Annotated in this window: 15 protein-coding genes, 1 tRNA gene and 1 pseudogene; 8 read left to right on the forward strand and 9 right to left on the reverse strand. The window is 61.9% G+C overall.

Translation table 11 applies throughout. The features are described 5' to 3' along the window. Positions 1 to 281 precede the first annotated feature (281 nt). The 6 genes and pseudogenes from AC5ZG1_RS22875 (at position 282) to AC5ZG1_RS22900 (ending at position 5,843) form a co-directional block, all read left to right on the forward strand. Entirely contained in the window at positions 282 to 2,690 is a 2,409-nt protein-coding gene (locus AC5ZG1_RS22875) for a phosphoketolase family protein (protein WP_496134145.1), read from the forward strand. A gap of 31 nt (positions 2,691 to 2,721) precedes the next feature. Next, entirely contained in the window at positions 2,722 to 3,903 is a 1,182-nt protein-coding gene (locus AC5ZG1_RS22880; RefSeq protein WP_496134146.1) for an acetate/propionate family kinase, read from the forward strand. 174 nt (positions 3,904 to 4,077) lie between these two features. After that, the gene (locus tag AC5ZG1_RS22885; protein ID WP_496134147.1) at positions 4,078 to 4,428 is read left to right on the forward strand and encodes a hypothetical protein; all 351 of its coding nucleotides are present in this window, start codon (positions 4,078 to 4,080) and stop codon (positions 4,426 to 4,428) included. 190 nt (positions 4,429 to 4,618) lie between these two features. Continuing rightward, positions 4,619 to 4,777 carry a hypothetical protein gene (locus AC5ZG1_RS22890; protein ID WP_155255395.1) on the forward strand — a complete coding sequence of 53 codons (159 nt, stop codon included), beginning with the start codon at positions 4,619 to 4,621 and terminating at the stop codon, positions 4,775 to 4,777. Positions 4,778 to 5,059: 282 nt separating this feature from the next. Beyond that, complete coding sequence (locus AC5ZG1_RS22895; protein WP_155255575.1) at positions 5,060 to 5,344, forward strand: hypothetical protein; 285 nt, start codon at positions 5,060 to 5,062, stop codon at positions 5,342 to 5,344. A gap of 38 nt (positions 5,345 to 5,382) precedes the next feature. After that, positions 5,383 to 5,843 (forward strand): annotated as a pseudogene (locus tag AC5ZG1_RS22900) (cupin domain-containing protein). A 130-nt stretch (positions 5,844 to 5,973) separates the two neighbouring features. Here AC5ZG1_RS22900 and AC5ZG1_RS22905 read toward each other — a convergent pair. The 6 genes from AC5ZG1_RS22905 to AC5ZG1_RS22930 all read right to left on the reverse strand — a co-directional run bounded on the left by AC5ZG1_RS22905 (position 5,974) and on the right by AC5ZG1_RS22930 (position 9,441). Continuing rightward, a complete protein-coding gene (locus AC5ZG1_RS22905) occupies positions 5,974 to 6,291 on the reverse strand; it encodes a hypothetical protein (protein ID WP_496134148.1) in 318 nt (105 codons plus the stop codon). A 330-nt stretch (positions 6,292 to 6,621) separates the two neighbouring features. After that, positions 6,622 to 6,698 (reverse strand) — tRNA-Pro (locus AC5ZG1_RS22910). A gap of 159 nt (positions 6,699 to 6,857) precedes the next feature. After that, positions 6,858 to 7,340: a DUF192 domain-containing protein gene (locus AC5ZG1_RS22915; protein WP_456641576.1), complete on the reverse strand. Its 483-nt coding sequence runs from the start codon at positions 7,338 to 7,340 to the stop codon at positions 6,858 to 6,860. A 126-nt stretch (positions 7,341 to 7,466) separates the two neighbouring features. Continuing rightward, positions 7,467 to 8,129, reverse strand: a complete 663-nt coding sequence (locus AC5ZG1_RS22920; RefSeq protein ID WP_130225698.1) for a cold-shock protein — start codon at positions 8,127 to 8,129, stop codon at positions 7,467 to 7,469. A 197-nt stretch (positions 8,130 to 8,326) separates the two neighbouring features. Further along, a complete protein-coding gene (locus AC5ZG1_RS22925) occupies positions 8,327 to 9,088 on the reverse strand; it encodes an SIR2 family NAD-dependent protein deacylase (RefSeq protein ID WP_456641575.1) in 762 nt (253 codons plus the stop codon). A gap of 107 nt (positions 9,089 to 9,195) precedes the next feature. Then, positions 9,196 to 9,441, reverse strand: coding sequence for a hypothetical protein (locus AC5ZG1_RS22930; protein ID WP_456641574.1), 246 nt, complete (start codon positions 9,439 to 9,441; stop codon positions 9,196 to 9,198). Between the two features lie 187 nt (positions 9,442 to 9,628). Between AC5ZG1_RS22930 and AC5ZG1_RS22935 the strand changes: the two genes are divergently transcribed. After that, on the forward strand, positions 9,629 to 9,826 hold the full coding sequence (locus tag AC5ZG1_RS22935) for a hypothetical protein (RefSeq protein ID WP_208826698.1): 198 nt from the start codon (positions 9,629 to 9,631) through the stop codon (positions 9,824 to 9,826). Positions 9,827 to 9,883: 57 nt separating this feature from the next. On the opposite strand, the gene AC5ZG1_RS22940 is transcribed toward AC5ZG1_RS22935, so the two are convergent. Next, positions 9,884 to 10,234: a hypothetical protein gene (locus AC5ZG1_RS22940; protein ID WP_456641573.1), complete on the reverse strand. Its 351-nt coding sequence runs from the start codon at positions 10,232 to 10,234 to the stop codon at positions 9,884 to 9,886. A gap of 321 nt (positions 10,235 to 10,555) precedes the next feature. Then, positions 10,556 to 10,744: a hypothetical protein gene (locus AC5ZG1_RS22945; RefSeq protein WP_130225694.1), complete on the reverse strand. Its 189-nt coding sequence runs from the start codon at positions 10,742 to 10,744 to the stop codon at positions 10,556 to 10,558. 358 nt (positions 10,745 to 11,102) lie between these two features. Between AC5ZG1_RS22945 and AC5ZG1_RS22950 the strand changes: the two genes are divergently transcribed. Beyond that, positions 11,103 to 11,267, forward strand: coding sequence for a hypothetical protein (locus tag AC5ZG1_RS22950; RefSeq protein WP_208826239.1), 165 nt, complete (start codon positions 11,103 to 11,105; stop codon positions 11,265 to 11,267). 51 nt (positions 11,268 to 11,318) lie between these two features. On the opposite strand, the gene AC5ZG1_RS22955 is transcribed toward AC5ZG1_RS22950, so the two are convergent. Beyond that, a complete protein-coding gene (locus tag AC5ZG1_RS22955) occupies positions 11,319 to 11,498 on the reverse strand; it encodes a hypothetical protein (RefSeq protein WP_456641572.1) in 180 nt (59 codons plus the stop codon). Positions 11,499 to 11,948: the final 450 nt, after the last annotated feature.

Here is an 11,948-nt window from a genome sequence, read left to right on the forward strand (position 1 = left end):
CCTACCGGGCTTGGGGCGCACGTCTGCTCAAAAGCGCGGCATCGCAGTTTTGTCAAACGCCGCCGCTATAATTTGACATTTCGTGCGCCGGAACGGCGCCGATCCGCGCTCGTTGTCGTCGAACAGATGGCGCCGCTGGCGCATGCGCATGGCGCCAGATTGATGATGGCTGGATGCGGTTGATTTGGCTCAACACCCGTGCCGCGCAGAAATAGACAGTAGCGCGTCCAGCAAAAGCCGTCACGATTGGCAATCGTCGCCAGGAAACAACGAGGCGTTCAATGCAAGATGCAAGCAGCCCGTCCGCCGTTCCCGATAGCGCCGAACTCGATCTGCTTGATCGGTACTGGCGCGCCGCCAACTACCTCTCGGTCGGCCAGATCTATCTGCTCGACAATCCCCTGCTCCGTGAGCCGCTTCGCAAGGAACATATCAAGCCGCGCCTGCTCGGCCATTGGGGCACGACGCCCGGTTTGAATTTCGTCTATGCCCATCTCAATCGCGTGATCAAACACCGCGATCTCGACGTCATCTATATCTGCGGCCCCGGTCATGGCGGCCCCGGCATGGTCGCCAATACCTATCTCGAAGGCAGCTACACCGAGATCTATCCCAGCATCACGCGCGACATCGACGGCCTGCGCAAGCTGTTTCGGCAGTTCTCTTTTCCCGGAGGCATCCCGAGCCACGCCGCGCCGGAGACACCTGGCTCGATCCATGAAGGCGGCGAACTCGGCTATGCACTCGCTCATGCCTATGGTGCGGCATTCGACAATCCCGATCTCCTGGTTGCCTGCGTCATCGGCGACGGCGAAGCCGAGACCGGCCCGCTCGCCGCCTCTTGGCATTCGAACAAGTTTCTCAACCCTGCACGCGACGGCGCGGTGCTCCCGATCCTGCATCTGAACGGCTACAAGATCGCCAACCCGACCGTGCTCGGGCGGATGAACGACGAGGAAATCCGCCATCTGTTCCTGGGCTTCGGCCATGAGCCGATGTTCGTCGAGGGCGACGATCCCGCGACAATGCACCGGCAGATGGCTGCCACGCTGGATGCGGCGACCGATCGCATCCGCGCCATCCAGCAGGCCGCGCGAGGCGCATCGCCATCACAAGAGCGGCCACGATGGCCGATGATCGTGCTGCGCAGCCCAAAGGGCTGGACCGGACCCAAGGAAGTCGACGGCCTCAGGGTGGAAGGGTTCTGGCGCGCGCACCAGGTGCCGATTGCCGAAGTCCGCAGCAATCCAGGCCATCTCGCGATACTGGAGCGATGGATGCGCGGCTACCAGCCGGAAACGCTGTTCGACGAGCAAGGCAGGCTGGTTCCGGAATTGCAGAAACTGGCGCCGAACGGCGCGCGGCGGATGGGCGCCAATCCGCATGCCAATGGCGGCACGCTCAGGCGCGAACTGGAATTGCCCGACTATCGCAACTACGCGATCGAGATCACGACGCCCGGGGGCGTGATCGATGAAGCAACGCGCACAATGGGCAAATTCCTGCGCGACGTCATGAAGCGCAACGAAAGCACGCGCAATTTCCGCATCATGGGTCCGGACGAGACCGCCTCCAACCGGCTCGACGCCGTGTTCGAAGCGACCGATCGCGTCTGGATGGAGGAGATCGAGCCCTACGACGTCCATTTGTCCCGGGACGGCCGGGTGATGGAGGTCTTGAGCGAGCATCTCTGTCAGGGATGGCTCGAGGGTTATCTGCTCACCGGGCGACACGGATTGTTCTCCTGCTACGAGGCTTTCATCCACATCGTGGATTCCATGTTCAATCAGCACGCCAAATGGCTGAAGGTCTCCCGCGGCCTGCCCTGGCGGCGCCCGATCGCCTCGCTGAACTATCTGCTCACCTCACATGTCTGGCGGCAGGATCACAACGGCTTCAGCCACCAGGATCCGGGCTTCGTCGATCTCGTTGCCAACAAGAAGGCGGACATCGTCCGCGTCTACTTCCCGCCGGATTCCAACTCGCTGCTATGGATCACCGACCATTGCCTGCGCACCTACGACCGGATCAACGTCATCGTGGCCGGCAAGCAACCAGCGCCGCAATGGCTGACGATCAAGGAGGCCGCAGTTCATTGCGAGGCCGGAATCAGCGCGTGGCCATGGGCCGGAACGGAAACACCGGATGACGACGTCGACGTGGTGATGGCCTGCGCCGGCGACGTGCCGACGCTGGAGACACTCGCCGCTGTCGACATTCTCCGGAAGCAGACCCCCAAGCTCAAGATCAGGGTCGTCAACGTCGTCGACCTCATGGCCCTGCAGCCGCGCGAGCAGCATCCGCATGGCCTCACCGACCGCGACTTCGACACCCTGTTCACCCGCGACAAGCCGGTGATCTTCGCCTATCACGGCTATCCCTATCTGATCCACCGCCTCACCTATGCGCGCACCAACCACTCCGGCATCCATGTGCGCGGCTTCAAGGAAGAGGGAACGACGACGACGCCGTTCGACATGGTCGTGCTCAACGAGCTCGACCGCTTCCACCTGGCGATCGAGGTCATCAACCGCGTGCCGGGACTTGCGGCCTCCGCAGCGGCCGTGAAGCAGCATTGCCTTGACCGGCTGATCGAGCACGGCAAATATGTCCGCGAGCACGGCGAGGACATGCCCGATATCCGCGACTGGTCCTGGCCGTACGGCACGGCCGCGAACGCCGGCGACTGATGCCCGATCACAAGCGTTGAGGCTGAAGAAGATGCCGAACGCCCTCCTCGTGCTCAATGCGGGATCGTCCACGATCAAGCTGGCGCTGTTTGCGAGCGGCGGCTCAGGCCATCCCGCGCTGCTGTGCAAGGGCATGCTCGACCATCATCAGCATCAGCCGCAGATGGTCGTGAAGGACCTCCACGGCAACGTGCTGTTCGAGCGGCACGCCGCGGCGGAAGCGGACGACGAGCGCTTCTTCTCGGATCTGTTGCACTGGATCGATGAATTCCTCGCCGGTGGAACTCTCGTCGCGGTCGGTCACCGCGTCGTTCATGGCGGCCTGAAATTCTTTGAACCGGTGCAGGTGACGCCGGCCATCCTGCAGGCGCTGCGCGAGCTCACCCCGCTCGCGCCCTTGCACCAGCCGGTCTGTCTGGCGCCGATCGAGGCGATGCAGAAGCTGCGGCCGGACCTGCCACAGGTCGCCTGCTTCGATACCGCCTTTCACCACAGCGTCGCGCCGCCCATGAGCCGCTTTGCGCTGCCGCGGCATTTCGAACAGGAAGGCGTGCGCCGCTACGGCTTTCACGGGCTCTCCTACGAGTTCATCGCCAGCCGCTTACGCGAAATCGCGCCGGATCTGGCGACGGGGCGGATCGTGACAGCCCATCTCGGCAGCGGCGCCAGCCTGTGCGCGATGCGCGACGGGCGCAGCATCGACACGACGATGAGCTTCACGACGCTGGACGGGCTGATGATGGGCACGCGCTGCGGGGCGATCGATCCCGGCCTGCCCCTCTACCTGCAGCAGCAGCGCGGGCTCTCGGCCGACGAGATCGAGCACGTGCTCTATTACGAGTCCGGACTGCTCGGCGTGTCCGGGATCAGCGCCGACGTGCGCGTGCTCACCACGAGCGACGATCCGCGTGCCGCCGAGGCGCTCGAACTGTTCGCCTTCCGCGCGGGGGCGGCAATCGCCGCGATGACCCACAGCCTGGGCGGCCTGGATGCGATCGTCTTCACCGCCGGGATCGGCGAGAACAGCCCCGAGGTGCGGAAGCGGATCTGCGCCGGCCTTGGCTGGCTCGGCGTGGAGATCGATGATCGCGCCAACAGCGCCAATGAACTCAGGATCGGTGCGAAGACGGCGAGTGTTGCAACCCTGGTAGTCCCGACCGATGAGGAAGCGGCTATCGCCGCTCACAGCCAGGCCTTGATTACAAATCGTTGAGAATGACGAACGGCATTGCCGTCGCTCTCACGGCCGCGATCCGGCGGGATGGTTCGCGCCAAAGGATTTGATGAGCGAGACCGCATTCGCGCGGCACCACAACACCTACTTCACTTCTACTGGCGCCGGCCGGACGGGCTGGCCCAGCCGTCTCGCGAAGACAGGAGTCTCGCCATGAAGAAACTATCCCTGCTCTGCCTCGCCCTCACCGTCGGCCTTTCGACCACCGCTGCATTCGCGCGCGGCGGCGGAGGCGGCATGGGGCACGGCATGGGGACCATGGGAATGCACGGAGGCATGCCCATGAGCAGCGGCCTGCCCACGAGCGGGGGCCTGCCGGTGACCGGCGGTGCTTTTGGAACCAGCCCCACCACGCCCGGCACCAACTCGCTCGGAACCGCACTTTCCTCCGAAGGCATCGCCAACGGTCCCCAGAAAGGCCCGCTGCTTGGCACCGATCCCTCGCTCGATCGCGAGGACGCCAAAGTCGACAAGATGATTGGATCAATCTGCCGCGGATGCTGAAGCGGCAGCAAGAGCACCTCGCGGCCCCGCTCCACGGACGTTAAGGTTGATCGGTTAGGTTAAGATCAGGCTCGTCTTGAGCTTGGTGGCCGCGATGGTAAGCGAGTTTACCGTACCAGGTTTCCGGCTTATGACCCGACCGGGGCTAAATCGAGCTTTCTTTCCGAGAGCCAGGATTGCAGGTGATATCATGTGGAACGGCCGCAAGAACGCACTTATTGGGCTCAGCGCGCTGTTCGCATTCGTCCTGCTTGAATTGTGCGCGGCAATCGCTGCGATCGGCGCGGTGCTCGAATTGGCCATCGGCATCGACGTGCCGGTTCTGCCGTTCCTCACGTCAAACGATTAAGGCGTCCCGCACCTAAAGGGAGTGCGCTGCACCCTCGGTGCTTCGCCGCCACCAGCGTGCAAGCGCAAGCGCCCGTCCCAAAAATTCCTGCAGCCTAACGGTGGCGGCATGATCGGATCCGCTGATTTGACGTGCGATTTGGCAACCACAACCGTTGCTGGCAAAGCCGGATGCCACCTACTATGCTGCGCCCCTGCAAGCCCCGCCGCGATTCCTGTATTCTTTTCTTTGGAGCCATGAATGTTCAGAACGCCTCTGATAATTCTGTCAGCCCTCGCCTCGATGATTGCTTCTGCCGCCGCTCAGCCTGCCTCTCTCACCTGCAGCGGCTCCCTGTTCGATCCGACTGGATCGGCGCCGTCGTCAAAAAGCGTGACGCTTGCCCTCGGTCCGCCGGTTTCGATCGACACCGGGAATGGCCCGCAGCGCGCTACGGTCGTCAGCAACAACAGGATTCAACTCAGATTCAAAACCAAGGACTTCACGGGCGAGTATTTCCACTACACCAGTGATCTTTTCCTGATCTACCGATCAGGACATCTCGCGCGGTTGACGTGTCAGCGTTGAGCAAGCATTGCGGCCTCGGGTGTCATGGAAAGGACCTCATGCCCAAGATCGACATCGCCACTGTCCCGAAACGCAAGGGCTCCGGCTACCCGCCGCCATTCGACGCCGCCTGTGCCGAACGCGTGCGGCAGCGATTGGGCAATGCCGGCGGCCTCACCGACTTCGGGGTCAATCTCATGCACCTGCCGCCGGGCAACTGGTCGAGCCAGCGCCACTGGCACTCGGACGAAGACGAATTCGTCTATGTGCTCGAAGGCGAACTGACGCTGATTGAAGATGGCGGCGACACGGTGCTGCGCGCCGGCGATTGCGCAGCGTTTCCGAAAGGCTCCGGCAACGGCCATCACCTCGTCAACAAGTCGGGCGCAATGGCGGTTTATCTCGAAGTCGGCTCGCGCTCGCCAGCCGACGTCACCATCTGCTCGGACGCGACATGATGAGCTCCAACGCCGACGGCCGGTTCGTGCACAAGGATGGCACGCCCTATTCCGAGCGGTAGAGGGAAATCGGGGTGGCCCCCCTAGCAATTTCAGCGTTTCGCTATTCTCGTGCAGGGATCAGGCTTTGATCATCACACGCGAAAGACCAATGGCTCGCCCCAAATCCACCGCTCACCTTCTTGAACGAAGCTATCGAGTTACCGAGCCTCTCACAATTTGGAGACGCAGCGGACCGGCAAAATTGAAGCCACCGGCAACATCCGAAAATTCGCCGTCAATGATGTCGCCACATAGCGTGCCTCGAAAAACGTTGGCAAAGTTCCGCTCTTTACTCTGTCCAAACCACCAAACAGTGTTTCCGTGTTGCGCGACAAAGTAGGTACCTGTGTCGTTACCCTTCCAGATTCCCTTCATACTCCTCGGCCCTGTGCACGATGCATGTGCTTCTACCGAGACCGACAACGTCAGGACAAATCCAACGATAGCAATGCCGATATCCGAGCGCATTTTCTTGCTCCCTACCCACTGACGCAGCAATCGTTCGTATTCGACGGCATAAGAGTAAGCCGCCTCCTCCCGCGTGGATCGTCATCGATTCCATGCGCATTACAGAACGACGTTATTCCATGGGTCGGGCAGTCGCGCATCGGACGTTCGTCCGACGCCATTCACCTTCCGGTTGCAAAGATTGGAAACGGAGCGCACTCGCCAGATCGCGCGCTCATGGAAGCCCCTCGACGAGCTCTCTCCGGCTGACCCCGAGACTCCCGACAGTGCACAGCAAATCAGCGGGCGGGACGCAGCACGTCGCTCAAATATTTGATTCCACTAATATTTTGGTCGGGGCAGCTGGATTCGAACCAACGACCTGCAGTACCCAAAACTGCCGCGCTACCAGGCTGCGCTATACCCCGAGCAATCCGCAGGCGATGTCGATACACGGTTAGGCGGGCGCCAGCAAGCCGCTCGCCAGGCGCGATGGTGATCCGATCAGGCTGATCGGATCACCATCGCATCTCTTTGTTGAGCATGATCTTTCCGGAAAACCGGTGCCCACTTTTCCGGATCATGCTCTATTTGCCATTAAACAGCGGGTGGGCCACCCGGTCACCGGGCTTGATGCCGTATTTCTGCGCCGTGCCCGCGACCACCTCCAGCACGCCCTTGGCGAGCCCGCCGGACGAGATGATCTTGGTCGACAACGGCTCGGTATTCTCCGCGATCCGCAGGATGCGGCCGTCGGCGCGGATGAAGATCATGTCCAGCGACACATAGGTGTTCTTCATCCACATCGACACCTGTTGCTCCGGCGAGAAGTCGAACAGCATGCCTTTGCCGTCGGGCAGCTCCTTCCGGTACATCAGCCCAGTCGTCTTCTCCTCCTCGGTCGTCGCGAGCTCGACGGAGAAGACGTGCACTCCATTCTTGGTGACGATCTCGAGCGGCTGGACCGTCGCAGCCCTTGCGGCAGGGCCCGCGATCACACCACACAGGAGGGCAAGCGACGCAAACAGGGCAACGAGCAGGCGATGCCCGGTGACACGATCGAAAGTCATGGAAACTGCACTCACGGCAAAATCAAATCGCGCGGAACCTAACCCGAGCACCGCGCCGATGGCCAGAGGGCAAAGATATGCCACGCGCCATCCGGCTCACGTTTCCGTTAGAGCTTGCGCAGAAAATCAGTGCGACGACAGCGCCGACGGGCCGGTCTCCGGGTGGATTTCCGCGGCCATCATGCCCTTGGAGCCGGGCCCGAACCGCACCAGCACATATTGGCCGGGGCGCAGCTCGGTCATGCCGAAGCGGCGCAGCGTTTCCATGTGCACGAAAATGTCGGGCGTCCCTTCACCGCAGGTCAGGAAGCCGAAGCCGCGCAGCCGGTTGAACCACTTCACTTGCGCCCGCTCGAGTCCGCTCGTCGGGGTGACTGTGACATGGGTCCTGGGCGGCAGCATCTGCGCCGGATGGATCGCCGTCGTTTCATCCATCGAGAGGATGCGGAACGCCTGATAGCCCTTCGCGCGCTGCACGCATTCAACCACCACGCGAGCGCCCTCGTAGGCCGTCTGATAGCCGTCACGCCTGAGCACGGTGACGTGCAGAAGCACATCTGGCCAGCCATTGTCTGGGACGACGAAGCCGTAGCCTTTCGAGGCATCGAACCATTTGATGACGCCGGAAATCTCGACGAGGTTGGCGGCATCGCCCAAGCCGGAGAACGCATCCGCCGCCGGATCACGCGGTGCTCTCTCCGAGTATTCACCCGGCACAAGCCTACCCTGCCCGGCGCCACCTGATGGTGGACCGCCGAGCTTCTTGGACTCAAATCCGTCCGACCCCATGACCCCGGACCCCGCACATCATCTGCAATCCGTCTCTCTGCGACGGTACCTTATCGGTGCGTTGTTGCACGACCGCTCATGAACAACGCACGCGAATCTCGAATCAAAAGATAACACTCCCGCTTGTATCGCATAGATAAAAAATGAATCTGGCGGGAACTATGAACAGACTTGCACGACCGCGAATCAATTGAGCGTCAATTGCCCACGAACGGCCCAAGCGTCTCGCCGATGTCGTGACGGATCACGAGATCCGCAATGTCGTCCTGATCGGTCGGCTCGTTGTTGATGATCACAAGCCTGGCACCGCAGTTCTTGGCCATCATCGGAAATCCGGCCGCGGGCCACACCACCAGCGAAGACCCGATCGCAAGGAACAAGTCGCAGTGCTGCGCAAGTTCCGTCGCCCGTCGCATCGCATCCTCCGGCATCGCCTGGCCGAACGAGATGGTTGCGGTCTTGATGGGATCGCCGCAGTCGGTGCAATCGGGCGCACTGCCGTTCTCGTCAAAGCGCTGCTTGACCCACGGCAATTCGTACGCCCTGCCGCAACCGATGCAGCGCGCATAGGTCGTGTTGCCGTGGAGTTCGACCACATGATCCGATTTGAAGCCGCTCATCTGATGCAGGTTGTCGATGTTCTGGGTGACGATCGACGGAATCTTCCCCGCGCGATAGAGCGAGGCGAGCGCGCGATGCCCGCGCCCGGGCTTCGCCGCCATGAAGATCGGCTCCATCGCAAAGCGCCGGCGCCAGGCCTCGTCGCGCGCGTCGGCACTTGCAACGAATTCGTCGAATGGAATTGGCCGGTTGCGCGTCCACAGCCCGCCGGGCGAGCGGAAGTCGGGAATCCCGCTCTCGGTTGAAATGCCGGCACCAGTGAAGGGAACGATGGTGGAGGCCTCGGCGATCAAATTGCCGAGCGCCTCGACACCGCTGCGCAGATCTTTTGTAATCACGTGAGAAACCCGAGTTGACCGCGCGCACTATAGCACGGCCAACCGGACCGAGGGATCGCACCTAGGATGCGGCTCTCAGGCCGCCTTTGTCACAACCGCCTGGTTTGTCACGCCGCTTTGGCGACCGGCTCCTTCGCCTCGTTCGGCTCCTTCACCTCGTCGCTCTTCTTCGTCTTCGCAACCGGCGCGGCATCGGACTTCTTCACCGGCTTGCCGTATTGGGCAAGCTTCTCCAATTCCGCTTCGAGTTCGGCGCGGCGCGCCGCGACCTTCTCGAACAGCTTGTCGGTCGCGTACTCGCGCAAGCTTGCGAGTTCTTCGATGCTTAGTGAATCCAGATCGATCTTTGCCATGAACGGCCTCCCCAGTTTCTCTTTTTGGCTAGCGGGGCCGCGGAGAAGCGACAAGCAGCGTACGCGCCTTATCCACCGCCTTCGCTGCCCATCATCTCACCACAATCCTGCACCGGCTCCTCCCCATTGGCGCCCCATTGGGGAGGCGAATTCGCCCCCGATGACATTACGATTACAGGGATGGGCCATGATCGAAGCCATGACCGAAGACGCCATGACCGAGAAGGAAGAGCTGCTTGCACGTGAACGCGAAGAGATCGCCGCTCGCATCGCCAGCTTCAAGGCGACCCAGCAAAAGTTCGAACGCGAGCGCCAGGAGTATTACGAGAGCACGCTTGGCAGCGCCTGGCACGGCTATCAGCAGGCACCGATCGAGACCGATTAGGCGCTCGCAGCACAAGTGGAGTCAAAAAGCCCGGGGCGCGTCGCTCCGGGCTTTCTGTTACCAATAAGGATCCCAGTAGGCGCGCCGATAATAAGGGCCGCCCCCGTAGGCGTAAGGACCACCGCCGTAGTAACGTCGATACCCGTAGCCGCCATAATAGGCCGGGTAGTTGTAGTAGCTCGGTCCGTAGTATCCGCCGTAGTAGCCCGGGCCGTAACCGTAGTAGTAGGGGCTGGACGCTGCGGCAGCGCCCGCAATCAGTGCGCCCGCGGCGAGACCGAATGCCAGGCCCGGACCTGCACCCCGCCAGCCCCAGCCGCCGCCGCGCCAGTACGCCTCGGCCGGCGAGCTCATTGTGGTCGCCCCCAGCGCGGCGACCGTAGCCAAAACTACGAAAGCCTTTTTCATCCTCGCCTCCTTAGGGATTCATCCGCGGCTCCAACGCAGAAATTCCCGATTGGTTGCATCGGGAACCCGCGGGCCTATCGGGGCGGCGCTGGCAGCGCTTGGACGGGCCGCCTCCCTTCGAGCTATGCAACTCGGCCGGACCACCCATGGATTGGGGGCAGGAACAAACCACGACCTCTGCGCGTACTGTGCTGCAGAAGGGGTAATCGCCATGCCGGTCTGGCTGGAAATTCTGATCAACATCATCGGCTATGGCGGGTTCATCGCCATCGCGATGTATCACCGCTCCTCTAGCGAGAAATTGCCCGGACAGGATCCGCGCTAATTCGCCTTGTGCGGTTCGCCCGCGGTGCGCACCAGGCGGTCGGCTTTCACCAGCACGCGTCCATCGTCCGCCTGCGGCCGCAGCGAAAAGCTGATCGCGACGAAGGCGAGACAAAACAACAGCCCCACCAGCATCACGCGCCGGTGAGTTCGCCTGTCTGCATTGTGGAATGAAGGGATCATCATGGCTCGGGTTCCGCACCTGATCCCTACGCGCAACCTCCGGTTATCGCAACGCGATCCTGCCCTTAACCTAACTGAATAGCGTTATCGGCTGCCCCGAAAGAGATCGTTAGGAACACGGCGCCGCACGGGCGCCATCCGCTTCCTCTCGTCCCCAGCTTATCCGCAGCAAATCCACAGGCCGCCGGACCGGCCTTTGCCAAGCATTTCCTGATCTTGCTGCGCAGCGATCCACACACGCCCCGCCCTGCTCGCGATCGGAGTTCCCGGACGTTTGGACAACCGAATTCATCCCCATTAACCGCACCTCTTTAGAAAACGTAAATGCGGATCTGGGATTTTTGGGCAGGAGGTTGCCGTCATGGTCATCTACCCCGTCCCTGCCGCGGTGACGCAGGCGAAGGTTCAGCTCGTCATCGACGAGACTGCAAAAGCGCCGCCGCATCAGATCAATGCCGATGTCCAGAGCGTCATCGACGCCCAGACCCAAGCCGAACGCGAGGCGCTGCTGGACCGCAAGGCGTGACGGCAAGCGCCTCCGCGTTCTCCTGGCGTGAATGCCGAACCGCGCCAGCGCTTAGTCGTTGGATTTTGGCCCGCCATGATAGCGGTGGGCGTCGCCATCGCTCATTTGCGGTGCCATCTGCTGATCGGCCGCCGTTTCCTGCCGCGGCGTTGAGGCGTCCGAACGTGCGAACGCCTGTCCGGACGTTGCCGCCACCGCCACGATCGCCGTGGCCAGAATGATGCTTTTCATGGATCTGCCCTCGCTGCGTACGTCGCCTCGGTTCCGACATGCGCGCGGCGGCATAGGAATGCGATGCAGGCTCAAACGCTTGTGTAAAAAGGTGAGATCAGAACACCAGGCCGTTGCGGCATGCCGCGCGCGGCCTTGAGACCCGTGACAACACTCCGCAGGAACACTTCTGATCGTCACGAATTGAGTAAGCATCAGGAAGTGCCGGTAGGAACACTCCCCCTGCCGCCTACCGGCTAAGAAGCCCCGCGATGCCCCCGTCGCGGGGTTTTCTTTTGAACCTCTTTTGCACGCCGACAGACATAGTGGAACTGGGGATTTCAGGGCCCAGTAATTCGCGGCAGCGTCGCCCGGAGAACATACTCCTCTAGGTCGCGTGGACAGTTATCTTAGCCAGAGCAGAGTTGCGGCGATAGCGACGACAGCGAAGTAATTTCGTGCGGTTTTTTC

Source organism: Bradyrhizobium sp. Leo78 (assembly GCF_059512425.1).